General features: G+C 39.2%; 18 protein-coding genes. 6 read left to right on the top strand and 12 right to left on the bottom strand.

Translation table 11 applies throughout. From position 1 onward, the window contains the following. Positions 1-3 precede the first annotated feature (3 nt). Positions 4-789: a 5'/3'-nucleotidase SurE gene (gene surE / locus ACFSKL_RS21835; protein WP_376889338.1), complete on the top strand. Its 786-nt coding sequence runs from the start codon at positions 4-6 to the stop codon at positions 787-789. A gap of 56 nt (positions 790-845) precedes the next feature. On the opposite strand, the gene ACFSKL_RS21830 is transcribed toward surE, so the two are convergent. The 5 genes from ACFSKL_RS21830 to ACFSKL_RS21810 form a co-directional block, all read right to left on the bottom strand. Further along, complete coding sequence (locus ACFSKL_RS21830; protein ID WP_376889336.1) at positions 846-2,471, bottom strand: TlpA family protein disulfide reductase; 1,626 nt, start codon at positions 2,469-2,471, stop codon at positions 846-848. Positions 2,472-2,629: 158 nt separating this feature from the next. Beyond that, the gene (locus ACFSKL_RS21825) at positions 2,630-3,499 is read right to left on the bottom strand and encodes a type 2 periplasmic-binding domain-containing protein (RefSeq protein ID WP_376889334.1); all 870 of its coding nucleotides are present in this window, start codon (positions 3,497-3,499) and stop codon (positions 2,630-2,632) included. A gap of 277 nt (positions 3,500-3,776) precedes the next feature. Then, the gene (locus ACFSKL_RS21820) at positions 3,777-5,111 is read right to left on the bottom strand and encodes an MFS transporter (RefSeq protein ID WP_376889333.1); all 1,335 of its coding nucleotides are present in this window, start codon (positions 5,109-5,111) and stop codon (positions 3,777-3,779) included. 35 nt (positions 5,112-5,146) lie between these two features. Beyond that, a complete protein-coding gene (locus ACFSKL_RS21815) occupies positions 5,147-7,570 on the bottom strand; it encodes a glycoside hydrolase family 31 protein (RefSeq protein WP_376889331.1) in 2,424 nt (807 codons plus the stop codon). Between the two features lie 288 nt (positions 7,571-7,858). Continuing rightward, a complete protein-coding gene (locus ACFSKL_RS21810) occupies positions 7,859-8,899 on the bottom strand; it encodes a LacI family DNA-binding transcriptional regulator (RefSeq protein ID WP_376889329.1) in 1,041 nt (346 codons plus the stop codon). 348 nt (positions 8,900-9,247) lie between these two features. Here ACFSKL_RS21810 and ACFSKL_RS21805 point away from each other — a divergent pair, with 348 nt between their 5' ends. The 4 genes from ACFSKL_RS21805 (at position 9,248) to ACFSKL_RS21790 (ending at position 15,904) form a co-directional block, all read left to right on the top strand. Further along, positions 9,248-10,288 (top strand): SusE domain-containing protein, encoded by a 1,041-nt coding sequence (locus tag ACFSKL_RS21805; RefSeq protein WP_376889327.1) that lies wholly within the window; start codon positions 9,248-9,250, stop codon positions 10,286-10,288. Positions 10,289-10,402: 114 nt separating this feature from the next. Then, a complete protein-coding gene (locus ACFSKL_RS21800) occupies positions 10,403-13,198 on the top strand; it encodes a DUF4961 domain-containing protein (RefSeq protein WP_376889325.1) in 2,796 nt (931 codons plus the stop codon). Positions 13,199-13,219: 21 nt separating this feature from the next. Next, the gene (fbaA, locus tag ACFSKL_RS21795; RefSeq protein WP_376889323.1) at positions 13,220-14,281 is read left to right on the top strand and encodes a class II fructose-bisphosphate aldolase; all 1,062 of its coding nucleotides are present in this window, start codon (positions 13,220-13,222) and stop codon (positions 14,279-14,281) included. A gap of 69 nt (positions 14,282-14,350) precedes the next feature. Next, on the top strand, positions 14,351-15,904 hold the full coding sequence (locus ACFSKL_RS21790) for an alpha-amylase family glycosyl hydrolase (protein ID WP_376889321.1): 1,554 nt from the start codon (positions 14,351-14,353) through the stop codon (positions 15,902-15,904). A 163-nt stretch (positions 15,905-16,067) separates the two neighbouring features. Here the strand turns inward: ACFSKL_RS21790 and pfkA are convergent, their stop codons facing one another. Both pfkA and ACFSKL_RS21780 read right to left on the bottom strand, forming a co-directional pair. Then, entirely contained in the window at positions 16,068-17,054 is a 987-nt protein-coding gene (gene pfkA / locus ACFSKL_RS21785) for a 6-phosphofructokinase (protein WP_376889319.1), read from the bottom strand. Continuing rightward, positions 17,054-17,434, bottom strand: a complete 381-nt coding sequence (locus tag ACFSKL_RS21780; RefSeq protein WP_376889317.1) for a methylglyoxal synthase — start codon at positions 17,432-17,434, stop codon at positions 17,054-17,056. Before ACFSKL_RS21780 ends, pfkA begins: the two co-directional genes overlap by 1 nt. A 371-nt stretch (positions 17,435-17,805) precedes the next feature. On the opposite strand from ACFSKL_RS21780, the gene mscL reads away from it, so the two are divergent. Further along, entirely contained in the window at positions 17,806-18,216 is a 411-nt protein-coding gene (gene mscL / locus ACFSKL_RS21775; RefSeq protein ID WP_376889315.1) for a large-conductance mechanosensitive channel protein MscL, read from the top strand. A gap of 466 nt (positions 18,217-18,682) precedes the next feature. Here mscL and ACFSKL_RS21770 read toward each other — a convergent pair whose 3' ends face one another. From ACFSKL_RS21770 to ACFSKL_RS21750, 5 genes are all read right to left on the bottom strand, one after another. Continuing rightward, positions 18,683-19,135, bottom strand: coding sequence for a Spy/CpxP family protein refolding chaperone (locus ACFSKL_RS21770; RefSeq protein ID WP_376889313.1), 453 nt, complete (start codon positions 19,133-19,135; stop codon positions 18,683-18,685). Between the two features lie 11 nt (positions 19,136-19,146). Next, positions 19,147-19,518 (bottom strand): hypothetical protein, encoded by a 372-nt coding sequence (locus ACFSKL_RS21765; RefSeq protein WP_376889311.1) that lies wholly within the window; start codon positions 19,516-19,518, stop codon positions 19,147-19,149. A 35-nt stretch (positions 19,519-19,553) separates the two neighbouring features. Beyond that, entirely contained in the window at positions 19,554-20,102 is a 549-nt protein-coding gene (locus ACFSKL_RS21760; protein WP_376889400.1) for an RNA polymerase sigma factor, read from the bottom strand. A gap of 499 nt (positions 20,103-20,601) precedes the next feature. Next, positions 20,602-21,525, bottom strand: coding sequence for a universal stress protein (locus tag ACFSKL_RS21755; protein ID WP_376889309.1), 924 nt, complete (start codon positions 21,523-21,525; stop codon positions 20,602-20,604). Positions 21,526-22,059: 534 nt separating this feature from the next. After that, positions 22,060-23,538 carry an oligosaccharide flippase family protein gene (locus ACFSKL_RS21750; protein WP_376889308.1) on the bottom strand — a complete coding sequence of 493 codons (1,479 nt, stop codon included), beginning with the start codon at positions 23,536-23,538 and terminating at the stop codon, positions 22,060-22,062. Between the last annotated feature and the right edge of the window lie 50 nt (positions 23,539-23,588).

The raw sequence follows: 23,588 nt of genomic DNA, 5'->3' as shown, positions 1-23,588 counted from the left end.
TTTATGTCAAAAAGACCCTTGATTCTAGTTTCTAACGATGATGGAATCACTTCTAAAGGAATTAGAGTTTTAGTAAATGTAATGAAGAAATTAGGGGAGGTAATCGTGGTAGCACCGGATAGTCCCCAATCCGGAATGGGACATGCAATCACCATCGGTGAAACTTTAAGGTTGTCGGAAGAAGAGATTTTTGATGATGTCCAAGCCTATAAATCCAGCGGAACACCTGCTGACTGTGTAAAACTTGCCAAGCATTATGTCCTCAAGGACAGAAAAGTAGACCTAATCGTCAGTGGGATCAACCATGGCAGCAATACTTCGATTTCCGTATTGTATTCAGGAACGATGTCGGCAGCGATAGAAGGTGCATTGGAAGGCTATCCATCGATTGGCTTTAGTTTGTGTGACTATTCTTCCAAAGCAGATTTTAGCCATGTGGAGGACTATGTTTACAAAATAGCAAAGCAGGTTTTGGATCATGGAATCCCCAAAGGCGTTGCATTGAATGTGAATTTTCCCCCAAAGAGAAACGAAGACATCAAAGGCGTCAAAATCTGCCGTCAGGCACATGCCAAATGGCAGGAAGAATTTTCCGAGAGGTTTGACCCAAATGGCAGGAAATATTTCTGGATGGCAGGCAATTTTGTGAATTTTGACAAAGGTGAAGACAATGACGAATGGGCTATCGCCAACAATTATGTCTCCATCGTTCCTTGCCAATACGATCTGACAGCACATCACGCGATCAATCAGATGAATGAAGATTGGAATTGGGAAGAGTTATCTTAATAAAAAAAACGGGTCGAGAGACCCGTTTTTGATTTTATCAAAATAAAGGAACCATATTAAAGTTTAATTTCAAAGATTCCATTTGAAATATCCTCCTTTTTGATATTAAATGGTTTTGCCACAGGTTGATGATTTTCATCAAAATAATTCAGGGTAAAGCTGATTTCATCGCTTGAATTACCGAAACTTAACCCCCGAAGGAATTTACCTTCTTTTGGATAAGCATAGAGCTTTTCGTCGGATTGACCAATTTTCACATGGGGAGCACTGATTTTTAATTCTGAACTACTGATGATAATTTTGAAATCTCCAGAAGTGATGAAATCTAAGAATTCATTAGGGTCTTTTTGAAGATATTTTGAAAGAGTTTTATAAAGTTCATAGCTTCTTAAGCCTTTATTTCTGATTGCAATTTTATTATCCTGATCTATTAAGAAAGTAGTGGGATAACCAGATATGCCGTAAGATTGGCTAAGGTCAATTGAATCGGATTTATCGTATTTGTGCATGACTTGTTTCCAAAAAACATCATTTTTTGAAATAAAAGATTCAACTGTTTTTCTAGTATCATATACTATTCCTACCAATTCAAATTGGTCTCCTTCAAAAAAGGAAGCTGCATCTTTTAGAAATGGAATCTCATTGACACAAGGGCCACACCATGAACCCCAAAAGTCTAGCATCGTTATTTTGCCATTGTATAAGTTATAAGGAATACTATCCAATGTTCTAGATTCAATTGGGATTGCTTTTGCTCCAACTTGTGTTCCAATCCATTCTTTGTCTTCTGGGTATTTGGTTAAAGTTAAAATAGAGCCATCTGGACTAGTTTTGCCAATTTGATATTTTTCTCCTTTGATAAAAACAATATCTTGATATTGTAAATACTCTTTTTCCTCGTACGGAATATCTTTAAAATCCCTCGGATCATCGTGAAAAAATACATCGAACTGTTTATTTACATAGTAATCAGTAGTAAAGCCATTGCTTAAATAAATATCTAACTCTTCATTTTCAACCTGAATTTTCCCTTTTTGATGCTCACTGAAATTATATAAAATAAAGTCAGGATAGGCAAAAGGGTTAAGATTGAGATGCGTCTTTTGGGAGACTATTTTATTGTCGGAATATTTCTCATATACTGCTTCTATAAGATTTTCATCTCCAAAAAGATTTGAAGTATTCTTTAGGGAAATTGGGTAGTGGTGTATTTCTTCTTGTTCTACTTTATCGTTTCCATTTGAGTCAACCCAGATATCCACATTCCCAACAGAATCTTGCCTACTTGCCAATCGAATATAGCATCTAATTATATCTTCTGAAAGGTTTGATAGTATTTCTTCTCCATGATACCTAGACTCAATCTCTTTCCAATGGGATTCCTCCAACAGTCCATTTTTAAATGACTGATATGCAAATTGGATGAAATTTGGAATAATATGATATTGCTTGAAGTCAATCATATCCTCAGGAAGTTCAAGGGGACTTGGATCTGCCTTGTAGAATGGATTGCTTTCATCAACTTTACTATCCACCCTGCTCATACTAGACATAAATGGACCTTTACCAGTCATATTTTCCAATTCAACTTCAATTTGATCAGGAAATGTAGTTTGGGCTGATGTTTGGTGACTCCTAAACCCAATTGTTAGAAGCAAAAAGCTCAGATACCAATTTTTCATTTTTTTGAAATTTAGTTTTCACCAAGTTAAAATTTTATTTCGGTATTCAAATAGGATTTAGTTATGGATCTGTGTAATTACCTGTTTTGTGAAATTTAAACAACAGAAATCATCTGAATCCAAACATATTCAATACCTTGAAAAGGTGAAATTGATTTTTACAGAAGCTCAACGGATTTTGGATCGATTAAATTTTCTACCAAAACCTTTTCATTAATCAACCCCAAACCAAATAAAATATCCATCGTTTCAGCTAGCTCTTTTTTTGTTATACCGTTATCTGTAGCCCATTTTGTTTGGGTTAGCCACTGTTGGATATCGGAATGGGAAATTCCATAGCGAAGGCTGAGGATTTCGGAAAAGCCATCGGTTTTGACCATTTGGATAGCAAATTCATAGACCATGTCTCTGATTTTTTTGATGATCAGGCCATTTTCTTTGAGCGAATTCTCAGTAGCTGCAATTACAAAGCAGGACCAGGGAGTGGGGATTTCACCAACACGCTTAAACTGACCTGCATCCACAAGTGGTTTGGTGGTGTATTTTTCCCAAAGGAACATTTTAGCTTCCTCGTTTTCAAAAGCTTTTTTTGCCCCTTCCAGGTTGTCTATCACTTCAAAATTCAATTTACTGGTATCCCATCCTTGCTGTTTGGCAAGTAAAAAAGCCATCAAATGTGATCCAGAACCAAATCGGCTGATCAAAAATGGAGCTTGGCTCAATTCACCAAGTGATTCTTCTTTGGACTTTGCAGAAAGGTGGATTCCCCAATTCAAGGGCGAAGCAATGTGAAGTCCAATGATTTTACTTGGATTCCCCTCAATCCTGTCTTTGATAAAGCTCTCTGTCAGCACCAATGCAATGTCTGTATTTCCTTCCCTCAAAGCTTTGTTCATGGCACCAGAACCTTTGGACTCTTCCTGCCATATAAGTTCATATCCTTCATCCAAAAAAGGTTGCTGGTCTACGATTTTCAACCAAGGATAATTAAAATGTTCTGGTACGCCAGTGATGGTGATTTTTTTCATGCACAAATCTAAGTTTTATTGAAATACCATCATGGAATTTGCATGCAAAAATACTGGGTTTAATATCTTTGATTATCCGCAATGGCACCAGTAGTTAAATTATTCATATGTAATCATGCGGATAATTGTCAACTACGCCACGCCTGTCCGCCGTGGTGGAGCGCACGAGTGTCAACGGTTGACAGTCAACTTGCCCTGGAAACAATATGGATACATTATTTAAATGGCTACTGGTAAGAAAGCGGATATACATATTATTTTATTCTAAATATCAATTTTACCCATCATGGGTGACACTCTTGTTTGTAATAAATAGATTACAAAGCCCACCTACAATCAGGGAAGTACCTGCTAGTACCATGGTGAATACGACTTCTTCTCCAAATAGAAATTTGTACATGTAATTGATTCCTCCTAGGGCTGCTATGATCTGAGGTATGACGATAAACATGTTGAAGATCCCCATATAGACGCCCATTTGTTTGGGATTGACAGAACTTGAGAGCATGGCGTAAGGCATCGAAAGGATACTTGCCCAAGCTATTCCCACAAGTACAAAGCAAATATGAAGCATCCAAGGTTCTGAAATAAAATAAATCAATATGAATCCCGCTCCACCCGCAAAAAGGCTGAACATATGGACAAGTTTTCGGTTGATTTTCACTTTACTGGTGATGAAGGCAAGGATCAATGCAAAGAACATGGAAGTCAATCCATAAGTCCCCAAATAGTTCCCAACGCTATCCGCTGCATCATTGTAGGCTATGGAAGCAGTATCGGTTGCCTTGAAAATATGCTCTGTAATCGCTGGTGTTGCAAAACTCCACATGGTGAAAAATGCAAACCAAGAAAAAAACTGAACCAAACCAAGTTTGACCATTACATTTGGCATCCCGAAGATGTTTTTGAATATTTCTGTTACTCCTTTCAAAAAGCCACTGCTCTCTTGATTTTCCTTTTCAAATTCCTCCAGATTTTCGGGTGGATATTCCTTGGTCGTCAAGATGGTATACATAATCGATGAAAACAAAACCACCGCACCTATTCCAAAGGCAAATTTCACAGAGTCAGGAATCACCCCAGGTGCTGCGGTATTGGGTACGCCCATCTGGGTCATGAACCAGGGTAGATTACTCGCTATCCAAGTACCGATCCCTATGATCAGGGTTTGTACAACAAATCCGTAGGATCGCTGACTATCCGGCAACTTGTCTGCAACCAAAGCCCGAAAAGGCTCCATACTGATATTGATCGATGCATCCAAGATCCAAAGCGATCCTGCTGCCATCCATAATGCACTGGAATAGGGAGCGAAAAACAATGCAATGGTACTGAAAACCGCTCCAAAGAAGAAGAATGGCCTTCTTCTCCCAAATTTGGGATGCCAAGTCCTGTCGCTCAGGTAGCCGACGATTGGCTGTACTAGGAGACCTGTCAAAGGAGCAGCGATCCACAGCATCGGAATGGCGTCTTTCTCGGCACCTAGGGTTTGGAAGATCCTTGACATAAATCCACCTTGGAGTGCAAATCCAAATTGGATTCCCAAAAAGCCAAAACTCATATTCCAGATTTGCCAAAAACTCAATTTCGGCTTGTTTTCTTCAACTTGCATTTTCTTGGGTTTATTGAAATTTGCTTGAATAGTGATCAGATTTTAACTGTAAATCCATCAAAATAATGCTCAATTTTGAATGAACTGATGTTTTCGATTTCGAAATAAGGGTGGAAGTGATCCGGCAATGGATCAAACTCTGTCAACCTTCCCAAGAAAGCCAAATTTTCTGTTTCGGCATTGATTTGTGATCCATTGATGGAGATTTGATCAGCGGAAATGCCATGGATATACAGCTGGATTTTATCAAACTTGGATTTGAATTCTCCATAAACTGCCCCAAAGCAAATCTCTTGTTTATTTGAATCCCAGATTATCTCTCTTTTGAAGAAACCAGTCTTTTTATATGCATTGCTAGTACCATCATCTTCGTAATGAACATAGCTTGTGATTCCATTGCCATTATAAACATGAAGCCTCAATACCCCGTCATGTTGGCTTTCGGTATGGGGTATGGGACTTTGCATGGCTAATAGAGAACCAGCTTTGGCAAAGACAGGCAAATAGCTTAACGGGGTGTCTACATATACAATTTGATTTCCGGTAAATTTTTGGTCGTTGTAGAAATAGTACCAATCACCCTCTGGAAGATATACTTTTGCTATTTGTCTAGTGCTTTCTATTGGAGCGATCAAAAGTGACTCGCAAAACAGATACTCATTTTGAAACAATTCGGCATAAATGTACTGGTCAAAAGGGTAGTCTATGGCCAAGCTTTTTGCTATTGGGAGACCGGTTTGGCTGCTTTTGTAGAAATTACTGTACAAAGTTGGGAGCAATTGATATCTCAGCTTCATGTAGTTTTTGGAGATTTCCTCGACTTCTTCACCAAAAGACCAAGGCTCTGAATCATTGCTGTTGATCATGGAATGCGCCCTGTAAAAGGGTGAAAAAGCAGCGATGCTCATCCATCTCGCAAATAGTGATTTGGTAGCTTCTCCTGCAAATCCACCTACGTCATATCCTGCAAAGGATACACCACTCAGTCCAAGGCTATTGACCAATCGAATGCCTGCAAGCATATGTTCTTCGCTACTGACATTATCTCCAGTCCAAGCTGCAGCGTAGCGTTGTACCCCAGCAAAACCAGATCTAGTCAATACAAACGGTCGGCTATCAGGAGACTGAAACTCACTGCCTTCCTTGGCAGCTTTTGCCATCTGCATCCCATAGATATTCCTGGCTTTTCTATGGCTTACCTCTTCACCTTCATAGTGGAAATTGATCAGGTTTGGAGTGAATTGCCCCCAAGATGCAGGTTCATTCATATCTGTCCAATAGCCATCGACACCAGCATCTTTGTAAAATTTCATTTTTTCACCCCACCAAGTTCTGGTTTCTTCTTTGGTGAAATCAGGAAAAGCACACCAACCTGGCCATACCTGCCCTTCGTAAATTTCTCCGTCTGGATATTTGACGAATAGATCCTTTTGCAAACCTTCTTCATAGGGAAGGTATCCTTTTTCGGTCTTGATCCCGGGATCCATGATGACTACCACTTTGAAGCCTTTTTCCTTCAGTCTGGAAATCATGGCTTTAGGGTCATTGAATTTTTCGTTGTCAAAAGTGAACACTTTATACTTTTCCATGTGATGGATATCCAGGTATATCACATCAGCTGGCATATCTTTTTCCCGGAAAGTCCGTGCCAAATTCAATACTTCCGTATCTGGATAATAGGAATACCTACATTGTTGAAATCCCAAAGCCCACATTGGTGGCATTTCCATCCTTCCGGTAAGGTGCGTGTACGCTTCGATTATTTTTTCTACAGATTGGTTGTGGATGAAGTAATAGTCCATATCCCCATCATCAGCAGCATAATAGATGAATCGGTTATTTGAAGCACCAAAATTGAAAACTGACTTATGGGTATTGTCAAAATAGATCCCATATGCTACCTTATGATGGATGCCAATGTAAAATGGAATTGAGAGGTACAATGGGTCGTCACCGGTGCCGTAGGCGAAATAATCGGTGTTCCAATTGGTATATGCTCTTCCAGCTCGGTTAAGGTTGCCTGTTTTTTCCCCCAAACCGATGAACTTTTCATCTTTTTGTACTTTTTTGTAATTGGTCACCTCTGTGCCAAGCCAAGAAACGGAGAATGATTCATCATCTTCATTGATCACTTGGCCATTTTTGTCAAAGTACTTGATATGGAATGGATCCATATTGACCCTGGCTTCAATCAACTCTGTGCTAATGGAAATGAATGTTTCCGTACTTTCTATTTTGAAATCAGTTTCTGAAGGTTTGGAAACAACACTGTATGGGTTTTGTTGGAAAGAGCCATCCTGACTGATCTGAACCCGAAAAGTATCATGGTTATAGACGGTTATTGAAAAATAGCCATTTGTTGTTTTTCCAGATATACCTAAGTCATTTTTCTCCCAAACCTGTACCGTTCCTGTGTGGAGGTTCTGCTTTTGGTTTTTGCTCTTTATAGAAAGGCTCATCGATTCGATTTTAATTTTTGACTCACATCAAAGGACTAGATGTAATTGACAAAGCTAAAATTAGAAAGTAAAATGGTAGTAAAAAAACATCAAACCTGAATGTTATTGGGATGTTGATCAAGAAATTAGGCAGATAAATTGGGACTATTAAAAATCAAGACCTATTCAAACGTTTGCATAAAAAGCATCGTTTTTTTTTCGGAAAGGATGCTTTTTTTTAAATGAGCATGTGATTTCATCAGAAAAACCAAAATATTAAACCAATTCTGCTTACTGCTTTGGAAGGAATTATGAATGGATCTTTTTGGAAGATGATTTACGGATGACCAATTCAGTTGCCAAAACCAATGTCTTGGGGAGCCAGTTTTCCTCTTTCTTCTTGTCGATCATTTCCAAAAGTAGGGAGGTGGCTTTTTCACCCATTTGGAATCCTGGCTGTGAGACTGTAGACAATGGAGGGTCTACCATAGATGAAAATTGCCAATCAGAGAAACCTACTATTCCGACATCACCAGGGACATTTAGTCCAAGGTCTTTGATGGCCATCATTGCACCAGCGGCGGATATGTCATGGCTCGCAAAAACACCATCAGGCCTATTTGCCTGATCTTTGAATAGCTCAGTGGTAAAGTTGAAGCTTTCTTCCTGTGTCCCATTCTGGCAGGGGATGATCCATTCTGGTTTGGAGATTATTCCATGGTCATGGAGTGCTGCCAGATAGCCTTCTTGTCTCTTTACGCTGATTGTCAGTGTTTTTGGTCCTGCCAAATGGACTATTTTTTTATAACCTTGCTCTATAAGGTGAGTCGTAGCATCATATGCACCCTTGAAATCATTGACCGTCACATTCACTGTGTTTTTTATATCCGGTACCCTATCAAAAAAAACGATTGGAAAATTTTGGTCCAATAATTTACTGAAATGGCTGAAATCTTCCGTTTCCTTTGAATAGCTAACCAATAGGCCATCAATTTGGTTGTCAAGCATCGCTTCTACACTGCTCAATTCCCTTTGGTGTTTTTCATTTGTTTGGCAGAGGATGACATTGTATCCATTTGCGTAGGCTATTTCTTCTATGCCACTGATCACTGTCGAAAAAAAGAAATGTACAATTTCCGGAATGATGACGCCTATGGTAAATGATTTGCTTTTTCTCAAACTCAAAGCCACGGCATTTGGCCTGTAGTTTAATTTTTCGGCCAGTTCCTTGACCCTTCTTTTGGTCTCTTTGCTGATTCCCGGATAATCCTTTAGCGCCCTTGAAACAGTAGAAGATGATACATTAAGCTCCTTGGCTATATCTTTGATAGTGGCTTGACCTAGTTTCATAAAAATTATATTTTTCTAAGATTTAAATTTAAATCAAATTATACAATAATTTACCTTTAATTCCTTCATTACATTGGGATATTTTTTTGCTCAAGGAATAATTGTTTGAAATAAATCGATATTCGAAATTTTACACAATCGATTGCGGTGACGATTGCATAACATTTTAACCGATTATTTATTGAAGATTACTTGCATCAAAGTACAGCTTTGATTAATATAGTTAAGTGCCTATTTGGAAGCATCAGGTTGATCTAAATGGAGTGTTGAATAAAATATGATTTAAACAAGTTTAAATATTATAAATTAACCCTATTGAAATAACAATTTATACCAAAAACCATTATTATGAGAGTATTATGTAAACTTCTATTTGTAGTCTTTGCACTACCGCTAGTTTGGTCTTGTGATCCCCTAGAGCAGCCTAAAATTATTCAGCAATCCGGTGCAACTTTTAACTCGCCACCTTCCAACATTGTTTTGAATATTGATGACGCTGATGAACTAATCGTTTTTAATGTAAATCCTGCTGATTTTGGTACCACGGTTGATGAGGTCACTTATATAATACAGGTTGATGCCGTAGGGAATAATTTTGCAGCTCCTCTCGATATAGGAAGTTCTACCACTACTACAGTCGAAGTAAAAGTCAGCGAACTAAACAGAAGGGCACTTGCCAAAGGTTTGGAACCTGAAGTAGCTGGGGATTTGGAGTTCAGGGTGAAGGCGACTCCTACCCGGTCTATTCCTGATGTAAATGGTCCTGGAACTGCAATTTCTGTAACTGCCTATTCCACAGATGTAGAGTTGCCTTCACTTCGGATTCCGGGGGATTATCAAAGTTGGAATCCTGCAAATGATAACACTGTAATCTTTTCAATCAATTCCGATGATGTGTATGAAGGTTTTGTTCACATCCTTACAGGATCAGGTGAATTCAAGTTTATAACAGGACCTGAATGGGACGAATTCCCTGATTACGGAGTCGGAGCAACAGCGGGCTCTTTGGTTGAAAAAGGTGGCAACATTAAAATCCCTGGACAATTTGGGACTTATAAAGTGAAGGCAGATCTTGAAAACCTTACTTACGAACTGGAAAGAATTGGTATATGGGGAATCATCGGCGATGCTACAGCAGGTGGTTGGGATACAGAGACACCGATGACTTTCAATGCAGCTGAAAATGTGTTAAATATTACAACTGCATTGAGCGTAGGGAAAATGAAATTCAGGACACATACTTGGGATCAAAACTATGGAAAGTCTGACGAAGATGGCGTAGCTGAGGATGATGGAGAGGATTTTGAGATTTCAGAGGCAGGAGACTACACCATTGTCCTTGATTTCAAAACCCCCGGTAAAGTCCTGTATACAATCACAAAAAAATAACCCTATATATTACTTAAGAAAAAGGTACTGGAAAAATCCAGTATTTTTTTTTATGTAATATCATGCAGGGGATCTGATACCGACTAAAAATCATCCTCTTTTGATTACAATTTTATGAATCTAAAATTTACCAGTTTATATTTTTGTGCTATTCTATTTCTCTTTTCGGGGAATATTCTGGCTCAAGTCACAACCAACCCAACTTTCCCCAGGGCAGATCAAAGCGTTAAAATCATTTATGATGCAAGCCAAGGGACTACAGGGCTTGCAGGTGAAGATGCTGTATATATACATATAGGTGCAGTCATTGAAGGCTCCACGTCCAATACTTGGGCGATAGTCCCATTTGAGTGGGGCATTGCAAACCCGCAAGCACTCATGTCAAAAGTAGAGGGTGAAAACAATATTTGGGAATGGGAAATCACACCAAATGAGTTTTTCAACCCAACAGCAGGACAAACTATCTACAGGATGGGCATGGTGTTTAGAAATGCCACAGGGACTTTGGAAGGAAAAACGAGTACCAATGGGGATTTTTTTGTCAATTTAAGTCAGGGGTTTGAAGTAAGTTTTACAAATCCAGAGTCCAATTCCCTGCTTCTGGAAGTCGGGGAGACCCAAGAGATTTCAATTGTTTCTTCTGAATCAGCTGATTTGAGTATTTCCATCAATGGGAATATCGTTGCTTCAGTCTCTGAGGCTGATGAGTTAAGCTATGATTTTGAAGCTATCACGGAGGGTGTTTTTGAGATACAGGCGAAAGCAACGCTGGGGACAGAGGAGTCTATATCTGATATTACTTTCAATGTCATCGGACAAAGCCCCCAAGCCAACTTACCTCAAGGTGCTAAGAAAGGCATCAATTACATTTCAGATACAGAGGTAATCTTGGTGTTGGAAGCTCCAAACAAGAAAAATGCATTTGTAATTGGAGATTTTAATGACTGGCAAATATTGCCTGAATACCAGATGTTCCAAACACCCGACCAGGAAGTCTTTTGGCTGAAAGTCTCAAACCTAGTCCCGAACCAGGAGTACATTTTTCAATACTTGGTAGATGGAAGTATCAGAATCGGTGATCCTTATGCGGACAAAACATCCGATCCTTTCAATGACCAAGAGATCATAGACCAAAATAGATATCCTGGATTGAAGCCTTTTCCTCAAGGCAAGACCTCTTTCCAAGCGACTTATCTTCAAACAGCCCAACAGCCTTATGAATGGAAGTATTCGGACTACAACAAACCACAGCCGGAAGAATTGGTTGTCTATGAATTGTTGGTGAGGGATTTTGATGATAAAAGGACATATAAGGCTGTAACCGAAAGGTTGGACTACCTAAAGGATTTAGGTATCAATGCCATTGAGTTGATGCCTATCAAGGAGTTTGAGGGAAATTTGTCATGGGGGTATAACCCATCTTTCTTTTTTGCACCAGACAAATATTATGGGACCAAAAATGACTTGAAAGAGTTGATAGACGAGTCCCACAAGCGGGATATGGTGGTGATTTTGGATATGGTGTTGAATCATGCTTTTGGACAAAATCCAATGGTGAGGCTATACAATGATGGGGATTATGGTGAGCCGACACCTGACAATCCTTGGTTCAACAGGGTTGCCAAGCATCCATTCAATGTAGGATATGACTTCAACCACGAAAGCACTTATACAAAGGCTTTCGTTGATTCAGTGAATAATTACTGGCTGTCTGAGTACAGGTTTGATGGGTATAGATTTGACCTGAGTAAAGGGTTTACCCAAGTGAATTCTGGGGATAATGTTTCCCAATGGAGTCAGAGGGATGAATCCAGGATAGCCATTTGGAAGAATATATATGATGACATCAAAGCGCATCATCCTGAAGCATATGTTATTTTGGAGCATTTTGCAGACAATAGCGAAGAGAAGGAGCTGGCGGATTATGGCTTGATGTTTTGGGGTAATTTGAACCATGATTTCCGGGAAATGGCTAAAGGCAATTCGAGGAATTTTGACTGGGGATACTATAAGACCAGGGGGTGGAGCCAGAATAATCTGGTCAGCTACATGGAAAGTCATGATGAAGAGAGGACGATGTGGGAATCATTGACTTTTGGGCAAAGATCACCGGTAGATATTCGGGAGTTGAGAAATGGGGTGAATAGAAACCAACTTCTTGCGTCTTTCTTTTTTGCAATCCCCGGCCCAAAGATGCTGTGGCAGTTTGAAGAGTTTGGTTACGATTTGGAACTGAACAATGATCGCCTGGGAATCAAGCCGACCAAATGGGACTATTTGGAAAACCCAGAAAGGCAAAGGCTGTATAATCTGTATAGGGCCATGATACATCTGAAAAATGATTACAATATCTTCAATGATCCGGAGGAAGTGGCCTTGTCCCTTACCCAAGCTGTGAAATCTATCAAAGCAAGTGATGGAGATCTTCAGTTAGTACTTTATGGTAATTTTGGATTGACTGATGTCAATAATACATCCTTGACATTCCCTTCAAACGGCACTTGGTATAATTATTTTACAGGTGATGAAATCAATGTTACTTCGGCTGAACTTAAGATTCGGTTGAGGGCAAATCAATTTTTGTTATTTACCAACCAAAAGCTTCCACTTCCGGAAGGGGTTATTTTGGAAGATATCATTACTTCGATAGATCGGGAGATTATTGACGTTTCTGAGTTTAAATTATACCCCAACCCCACGAGCGAAAATTTAAATATTTCCTTGCCAAAAGGATTCTACCAGTGTAATTATAGAGTTTTGGATGTCACAGGGAAGGTGTTGGCCGAAGGGGGGACTGATGTCGGGAATAATATTTTAGAGCTGGAAATAAAGGATTTTAAGGCAGGTATTTATATCTTTGAGCTCAACAATAATCGTCAGCTGTTAAGAAGGCGTTTTATAAAAAAATAATCAAACCATTAAATCAACAACATGAAATTCAAACCAGGAGTAAAGTACGGTGAAGAACTAAAGGACTTATTGTCCTATGCGAAGGAAAATGAATTTGCCCTTCCTGCGGTAAATGTGATCAACACCAGTACTATAAATGGTGTATTGGAGACTGCTAAGAAAGTAAATTCCCCAGTCATCATCCAGTTTTCCAATGGGGGAGCCCAGTTTTATGCTGGCAAATCCCTACCAAATGACAAGCAACAAGCAAGTGTAGCCGGTGCTATATCCGGAGCAATCCACGTACATAAAATGGCTGAAGCTTATGGCGTACCTGTGATTTTGCATACTGACCATGCTGCAAAAAAATTATTGCCATGGATAGATGGGATGCTTGCTGAAGGCAAATCATACTACGAAGCGTTCAAAAAGCCTCTTTTTAGTTCACATATGTTGGATCTTTCCGAGGAGACTTTGGAAGAGAATGTTGAGACTTCAGTGAAGTATTTCAAAGAATTCAACAAACTTCAAATGGCGATTGAAATCGAACTTGGAGTTACCGGTGGTGAGGAAGACGGAGTAGACAATACTGATATCGATAGTTCAAAACTATATACCCAGCCAGAAGAAGTGGCTTATGCTTATGAAAACCTTAAGCAGGTTGGTGATATGTTCACAATTGCGGCTGCTTTTGGAAACGTACATGGGGTCTACAAACCGGGTAATGTAAGTTTGAAGCCTATTATTTTGAAAAATTCACAAGATTTCATCAATGAAAAATATGGTACTTCAGGTAAGCCATTGTTCTTTGTATTCCACGGTGGATCGGGGTCTACTGTAGAGGAGATCAGAGAAGCAAACAGCTATGGTTCTATCAAAATGAACATCGATACTGATATGCAATGGGCATTCTGGGAAGGTGTATTGAAATATTACCAAAAGAATGAAGGATTCCTTCAAACACAACTAGGTAACCCTAATGGACCAGATAGTCCAAACAAGAAATTCTACGATCCAAGAGCTTGGATGAGAAAAGGTGAAGAGAACTTTGTACAAAGACTGGAAGTAGCATTTGACATGTTGAATGCTGTGAACAGAAACTAAGTCTACATCAACCTAACAATAGAAAAGGTCACTTTTGGGTGACTTTTTCTATTTTAACCCTAATTACCTATGAAAAAATATTTACATCTATCAGTTTTATTAGTTTTGACACTTCTCACTTCTTGTTTGACTTCATCAGAAAGCAAAGTTGAAAACCACTGGCCGCATGCGGGGATCACTTATGAAATCTTTGTACAGTCATTTTATGATTCAGATGGTGATGGAATAGGGGATATCAATGGAGTCACCAAAAAATTGGATCATGTAAAAGAACTTGGGGCAAATGCGATATGGTTTATGCCAATCATGCCTTCTCCAAGCTATCATAAGTATGATGTGACTGATTACAAGGCTATCCATCCGGACTACGGAACGATGGATGATTTCAAAAACCTGCAGGAAGAAGCCCACAAAAAGGATATCAAAATTGTCATTGACTTGATCATCAACCATACCAGCAGTGAGCATCCCTGGTTTGTAGAATCGAGAAAAGGCAGGGACAATCCGTATAGGGACTATTATGTTTGGGCACAAAAAGATACCATTGCAGATTTTTTGAATAAGAAAACCATCACGCTTGACAGTGATAATATTAGACAATGGCATGATCCAGGGCAAGGGGAAGATTTTTATTATGGATTTTTTATTGGAGGGATGCCTGATCTGAATTTTGACAATCCCCAAGTAAGGAAAGAAATATATGAAATCGGTCGGTTTTGGCTTGAGGAAATAGGGGTGGATGGTTTTCGGCTGGATGCTGCAAAGCATATATACCCCGATGAAAGGGCAGTGGACAACCATGCATTTTGGAAAGAATTCAGATCCGAGATGACCAAAATAAAACCGGATGTGTACTTGGTGGGAGAGGTCTATGACATGAAAGAAGTGGTAGCACCTTATTTGCCAGGACTGCCAGCATTGTTCAATTTTGATTTCCACTACACACTTCTGAAAGCGTATGAAGAGGAAAACGGTATGTTGTTAGCCAATAACCAGAAAGCGATTTTGGACTTCTACCAAGAGATTTCCCCTGAGTTTGTAGATGCGACTTTTTCATCCAACCATGATCAACCACGACTGTTGAATTCATTGGGGGGAAACCCGAAAAAACTGAAACAAGCCATTGCGATTCTGATGACAATGCCCGGGGCTCCCTATTTGTATTATGGGGAGGAAATAGGGATGCTTGGGGAAAAACCGGATGAAAATATCAGGGAGCCGTTTTTATGGGATATCAAAGCCAATGACAGTGGGAGAGCTACTTGGATAGAGGCGGAGTATTCTATCGATGAAATGGTGACGCCATTGGCAATCCAAAAATCTATGAGCACAAGTTTTTACAATCATTACAGAGAAATCATCCGATTGAGAAATTCACACAGGGCCTTGGCTTTGGGTGGGTTGGATTTGTATGAAAATGAATTGCCTGAGCCACTGATGGCCTATTATAGGGCTTATGAAGACCAACAGCTATTTGTTGTCCATAATTTGTCTGACATGGCAAAATCACTAGATGCGCCAGATGGGTACCGAGAAGTGCTTTATTCTCTAGGTTTGGCAAACTTGGATGAAAGCATCATTGTCTTACCTGCCTATTCTTCTATTGTATTGGAAAAGAAATAAAAAAAAAGACCTGCCAGATCAAAATTTGGCAGGTCTTTTCAATTTTGGTTACCGAAGGGAAAATCCCGAGGGTTGTTTTTTTATGATTTATAGGGTTGAATTTAGTTTAGCTTTATACCCCGCTGGGTTTTCAGGCTAAAGTCGATTTCACTGGCGAATCAGGTTAGGTTGATAGTATTTTTGCAATCCTGAAGTCATCTTCATCAACCTCCTTGTCATCTACGATGGCTTTGGTGATAGGAGTAAAGACAATTTTATTGTTGATCACCCCGGCCATTACATCATATTTGCCTTGCATCAGCCCTTCTACTGCGGCAACTCCCAGTTTGCTGGCAAGGACCCGGTCAAATGAGGTAGGGGAGCCACCACGCTGCAAATGTCCTAAGATAGTGACTTTGATGTCATAGTAGGGAAGTTGTTTTTTGATTTTAGAGGCAATCTCTGCTGCTCCACCACTTTTACCACCTTCTGCCACGATCACAATGTTGGATTGCTTCAAGGCTTTGGTCCTGGCCTTCAATCTCTCTACCAGCCTTTCGATTGGCATTTTCTTTTCCGGAATAAGCGTTGCTGCAGCAGCACTTCCTATACCCGCGTTGATGGCTATAAATCCAGCATCCCTTCCCATCACTTCCACAAAGAACAACCTGTCATGTGAAGTGGCGGTGTCCCTGATTTTATCAATCGCCTGGATGGCTGTATTGCAAGCTGTGTCAAATCCAATGGTACTGTCTGTGCCTGACAAATCATTGTCAATAGTACCGGGTAAACCGATGGCTGGAATGCCAAACTCTTGGAAAAATAAATGGGCACCCGTCAAAGAACCATCCCCTCCAATCACAACCAAAGCGTCAATTCCGTGTTTTTTTAGATTGTTGTAAGCTTTTTGTCGTCCTTCTTGAGTCCTAAATTCAGCACTTCGAGCTGACTTGAGGAATGTACCCCCTCTTTCCAGTACGTGGGCAATGTTTTTGCTTTCAAGTTTTTTGATTTCGTCATTGATCATGCCTTCATAACCCCTGTAGATTCCATACATTTCTAGGTTATAATAGAATCCTGCCCGAACAGTGGCCCTGATGGCAGCATTCATTCCTGGAGCATCTCCACCTGAAGTCAAGACACCAATTTTTTTTATAGTTTTTATTTCCATTATACTTTTCTCAACAAGGTTAAATACTTAAAAAACATGTCTGCTGCTGCAGGGTTTGTAGCAAGTGGAATGTTGTGGACGTCACATATCCTCATGAGCATCTGTACATCAGGTTCATGTGGATGCTTGTCCAAAGGATCTCTAAAAAATATCACCAAATCCAATTCTTTTTGTGCTGCCATGGCAGCAATCTGGGCATCTCCACCCAAAGGTCCTGAAAGCAACTTTTGGACTTCAAATCCAGCTCTCTCAATATGAGAACCTGTCGTACCAGTGGCGACCAAGTTGATGTCTTTTTTCAGTAATTCATCTTTGAATCCAGATAAGAAATGAACCATATCGGCTTTTTTTCCATCATGTGCAATCAATGCGATTTTCATTTTTCTGTTTAATAGGTTATGCTTCAAAGTTAGGAAAAATAATAAATTTCAAATCATGAAGGATATTATTTATGTTGACGGATAGATTTCTAAACTTATCCTTTTTTTGGGATTTTTGTAACTCTTTAAATATGCATATACGCTTTCTTGTCAGCAGTACTTTAAAATATGGGGCATAATTGACTTAACGGCTCTGTTGACAGTAGTCCGTTGGCGATTATCCGCAAGGGTTCCCCTTTACTTATTGGGAAAAGTAGCGGATAATCATACTCTTTAATCATTATTTTTGAAAGTTAAAAGTTAGGTTTAATTTAATTTTTCCGTATTTTTCGTGACTGTATTCAAAATATTTAAAATTTAAAACTGATATTATGGGAATGTTAAAAGAGTTTAAGGCTTTTGCCATTAAAGGAAATGTCGTCGATTTGGCTGTAGCCGTGATTATTGGCGGGGCTTTTGGGAAAATTGTATCCTCATTTGTGAATGATATCGTAATGCCACCCTTGGGTGTGATGCTTGGAGGTGTGGACTTCAAGGATTTGGTCATCACTCTGAGGGAAGCTTATACAGTCGATGGGGTAGATTTCCCGGCGGTGGTTATGAGTTATGGGAATTTTATCCAAAACATCGTAGACTTTGTTATCATTGCCTTCGTGATTTTCTTGGCAATCAGAGCTATCAACTCCATGAAGAAGAAGGAAGAGGCTGCCCCAGCCGCACCAGCTGCACCACCTAAATCAGAAGTTCTTTTGGAAGAAATCCGTGATCTGTTGAAGAAATAAGTTAAATTCTTCTGAATGGATTTGGCAAATACTTGAAATAAATAGGGACAGGAATCAAGTGACTCCTGTCCCTATTTGATTTATTGGGATATTAGGCATTTTGATTATCCGCAATGACGCCAGTAGCCAAACCATAAAATGTTGGATGAATGATTTGGGGTTCTGTGAACACTGGACTGTTGTCTACACGAAAGGCCACACAAGCTGTGGAGGAGTATCCGCATCCGATAAAGTCTCTTGTAGTCCAAAGTGAAACATAGCGGAAATCTCACATGAATACCTCACTCTGGGGGAAAACTCCTTGCCTTTAGGCGAAGACTTTAGAGTTTTTTTATTTTTTTGTGAACTCGGTGTTTTTACTTTGTAATCCTTGTGTGGTAAAAATTATAACCACAAAGATCACCAAGCTTTTCACCAAGAACACCAAGTCTCGGATGCACTTTAGTCGCCTTTAGCCGATAGTAGTTTAGTTATTCCCTCTCGGTCCACCTCTCTGGTTCATCCTGTAAATCTGTCTGGCAAAATCCCTACTTGCTCCCCCTAATTTCAGGGCTTGTGATGGGTTGATTACTTTCGTGATATCTTCCGTGAACTTGACCTCCAAGTCAAGCATGCTTTTCTGAATCCCAAACCGCTTGTTTATAAGTTCTTTCGCTTTGCTTTCACTCACTTCGCCTTCAGAAGCTTTGTTGATAGTTGACATTTCTTTCATCAAACTCTCTCTTTCATCATTGAATTTGTTGAAAATGGGCCAAAATTTTTCCGCCTGCTCAGGCTTGAGATCAAGCCTGTTGGTGATAAATGCTACTTTGGCAGATTCGTACTTTTCCCTGTCAAACTGATGTTGCTTATTCTGGGCAAAAACAGATGTATTGACCAGAACTATTATTAGAAGTAATGCAAATTTTAGGTTTTTCATTGTCTTGTAGATTAATACCAAAGGTTTTCTTCAAATTCATCAGAAGCCAAGTTGAGGTTGCCCCATTCTTCGTTGATAATCTGATCCAAAATCTTATCTGGATCATCGGCAAGGTACAGGATTTCCTCTGCCCCCCAATGCCCGGCATTGATGTAGAGGTTGATGTCCTCCGCTACGCTCAGTTGCAGGTAATCTGTCGTCTCTGCTCCCTGCTTGAACACAAATATAGCCACGCCAATGATCACTATTGCAGCAGCAGCCATGCTCCTGAAATAGAACATTTTGGTTTTCTGGGAAGAGTTTTTCTCTAATATTTTGTCTGGCAGACTCTCAAAGTAGTTTTCTGGTACCTTGAAGATGTCTTTTCTGGATAGATTTTTCATAACTTATTCATTAGACAGGATTGATGCAGTAGGGTTTACTCTACTTTCAATTCATTTTCGATTTTTTTCACAGCATGATGGTAGCTGGCTTTTAAAGCACCTACAGAAGTTTCTGTGATTCGGCTGATTTCATCATAGCTCAAATCCTCAAAATACTTTAAGTTAAACACCAAGCGCTGTTTGTCGGGAAGGTTGAGAAGCGATTTTTGAAGTTTTCTTTCGATCTCATCCCCGTCAATGTGGTAGGATTCATCAATATAGGTTTTCATCACCTGTTCATGGTCTTCTATGGGAAAGAAGAATCTGCGTTTCTTTTTTTCTATAAAATTCAAACTTTCGTTCGTGGCAATCCTATAAAGCCAAGTAAACAAAGTGGAATTGCCGTGGAAATTGTCTAGGTTTTTGAATGCTTTGATGAATGTGTTTTGGGTAATATCATCGGCATCTTCATGGATAATCACCATTTTACGTATGATGCTATAGACCCTTTTTTGATAGGCGCTCAACAAGAGCCTATATCCCTTTTCTTTGGATTTGGGGTCTTGGATTAAAGTAAGAATCTCCAGGTCGGTGAGTGGCATCATTGTTTGCTTAGACAATCAATATACCAATTAGTTTAAAAGGAAATCGAAAAATACTTTTTTTTGAGAGGGGAATGGGGTACGGAATGTGAGACATGAGACATAAGATTCAAGATCCTAGCCATAAGTACCAAGTACGAAATACAATGTACAAAGAGACAAGAAGCGAGATGCAAGAGACGAGAAGCGAGACAAAGTTGTCATGTCCTGAAATGCGACAGGGTCATATCGAATTCACCTCTCCATAGGGAGGCGAAGTGAGATATCTTTCCGCAATTCTACGGAACAGGCTCCTTTCGGTCGATATGACTTGCCTATAAAACGAGGAAGTAAGTATAGAAAAAGTGTCATTTGAACTCGATCCTAAATATATCGCCGAACTTGTCTTCCTTCAGGAAGAGGCTTATATCTATCTATATCGCTATCTGGCTTTTCTCTGTTTTGAATGTCTTGGTTCTTGTGTCTTTTTTCTTGCCTCTTCACTTAAATCTCACGTCTCGCATCAAATCTCCAAGATATAATCCAAAATACCGGCATTTTTGCCCTTTGGCCGTGTGACCAAAAGTGGGATTTTGTCATTCATCTGAATCAAGCGCTCTGCCATGCTTCCGATAAATAGGGCAGTAGCTGCAGTCCTGCCTTTTGCCCCAATGATGATTCCGTCCGCATTGATTTCTTCGGCTTTGGAAAGGATGTCTTCCACTGGATCATCGTCTTCATCTTTGGTGTAAAGTGGGTTGATGTTGATCCCCTTTGTGTCTATTTTTCTAATAAACTTCTTGAAATTGATCTCGGCATGCATCTCCATGATTGCTGCAAACTCCTGGTAGGTCTTTCCAGTAAAATGATATCCTGAAGGAATGGAAAATACATTTTGGCAAAAGATTTCAGCCTTTTTTCCATATTTTTCCACAATCATGATTGCTTCTTCTATCGCATCTTTTGAATAATCCGAAAAATCACTCGGTACCAATAATTTGTCGATTTTTGGGATCGAGTTTTCTGGGATAATCAACAGGGAACAGCTTGCCCTCCTTGCCAACCTTTGGGAAAGAACCCCTGTGCCTGTGAGTTGGACTTTTCTGCCCAAAATGATCATGTCTACTGATTTTTCGTGGGCAAGTTTCAATATTTTTTTGGAAAGCTGTCCTTCCTTGACCACAAATGAAAGCTCAACTTCATTGGTTTTCGTAAAAGTCTGGCGCACCAAATCTTTCATCTTGGTTTTCCTTTCTTCTACAATATTATCTATCAAGTTGGGAAATTCCTCTAGCACCTCTTTTGGGATGTTGAGGTTTCTGATGATGTTGGTGAAATAGATTTTCTTCGTCTGATTAACCTGTGCGACAAAAGAGGCAAATTTGATTAACGTTTCGTCCAATTCACTTTGGTCAAGACAAACAATGAGCTTTTTGATTTGATACATTTTTTTAATGATCTTTTACCTTTGCAAAATTATTGAATATTAAATTGAGATTTTCAATTTGCTGGAATAATATTTTGTGGTTGCGGAATAATCTTTTGTTTTGCCAAGTGGTAGGAAAGTACTTTGGATGTGATTTATATGTTTTGATTTCCCTAAAAGCATTTTTTTCAATTTTAACTATATTCTGAACTTTGTCCAAATGGAATTATTTTTTCCGTGTAGTGAAAGGATCAATGGTATGGTTGTTTCATTGTGGGGAAAAGTGAAATAGAATGTTTGGATTTGTTGATAATCGAATTGGAAGAATGGTTAGTGATTGGCTAACATCTCTAAGTATATTCCGTATATTTGTCTCAGGAACCGGGTCGCCGACATGTTCAAACTTCACAATTAACATAAATTACCGAGTGAAGCCCTTTTCAAAAACAGGCCTCATCCCTTCAGTGGACCTCGTCTCTTCGGAGTCAGGATAACAGTGGAAGTTTGCGATTTCAAGGCAGCTCAAATCTTGTCTATAAAGAGGTTTGTAACACTCTAAGATCCGGTTCTTTTTATTTTTTTCCACATTTTCTGCTGTATAGCAGGTGCTATCTTGAATAAATATGCACCAGTCAAATACATAAGTAATATAAATAATGTGCGAATGATTAAATCTGTCCAGCCAACTTGAGAATTTTTGAAAAAATAGTGTTGCAATCCGAAAACTATTCCTCCCAATACAACTATTTTGAATAAATCCCAACTCCATGGATGTATATGAAGTTTGATGGCTATGAAGCCATATTTGACAAGGTTAAATATGAGTAAAGCTATAAACGAAGCGAACGCTGCTCCTTCAATTCCATGGATTGGAATCAACCACAGATTGAAAACAATCACAACAATAGCCATGACTACAGTGGCTACAATGTTGAATACATAGTACTTTGAAAAAAGAATAATCTCTGAGTTGATAGAAAATGCTACATCGAGCATTTTGGCACCTCCAATGATCAGTACTATCCATTTGCCAGCTTCATATACTTCTTTGTTAGGGACAAATGAATAGATGTTGTCAATATTTGCCCAAATCCCTATGAAAACCAATAGACATACAAACACTTGTGTAACTCCCAAATCTTTGTAGAGATTGGCGACTTTGCTATGCTCCTTATTGTTGAAATACTCCGAAATCAAAGGCATGGCGATTTGAGAAACTGCTCGCCTTGGCATCTCAATGACAATAGCTATCGAAAATCCAATTGTATATATGGCGTTTGCTTCTAAGCCTATCATAGAACTTACCATCAAACTATCCACTTTCATGATCAACAAGGCACCTGTAGTGGCGAGTAAACTGATAAAACTATAGCGAAGAAATTCCTTTTTCAGATCTTTTGGAAGTTCTCCAAATGTAAAGTCCAGTCTGAAAATACGCCTTAACTTCATGTAGCTGAAGGTACCTACTAAGGTTATTCCGTAGGATAAGGCTATTCCCCATATCAATTGATCGAAAGATATCCATTCAGTTAGATAAAGTAAAAATGAAACCCCAAACAAAAACCTGATAAGTACTTCTCTGAAAAAAGTAGGCATTGCAATTTTATAGTAAGATCTACAAAAGGCATCAGCAACCGAATTGAGAACAGCGAATAGAGTGATCACAAGCACCACCGGAAGAAAAATCAAAATTTCGGAAGATTTTGCAGAAAAAGCTCGGGTTATTGGGTCATTTAGTAAGAAAAAAATCAAGCTGACGATTAAAAATCCTAATAAGGTCAGGAATAGGGTAAAGGTAAAAAAGGAAAAATGGCGCTTATGCAATTGAGGAAAGAACTTGGTAATCCCATTTCCTAACCCTAGTTGAGCGAAGGGAACCAAGAGCAATGCCATATCCTGAACCGTCCGGAATGTCCCTATATGATCAGGTGTCATGGCGTAAGGCATCAGCCATAGCAAGTTGAAATATCCTATAGCTACTCCTAAATAGGAAAAAATAGTCGAAAGTAAACTTTGGGAAGTCTTTGTATTCATTGAAACAAAAGTAAGAATATAAGATTATCAGTAATCATAAATATTAAGTA

This window comes from Belliella marina, from assembly GCF_042682445.1.
GTDB lineage: Bacteria > Bacteroidota > Bacteroidia > Cytophagales > Cyclobacteriaceae > Belliella > Belliella marina.
The sequence above is the reverse complement of the archived record's forward strand: the minus strand, read 5'-3'. Positions and strand labels throughout refer to the sequence as shown.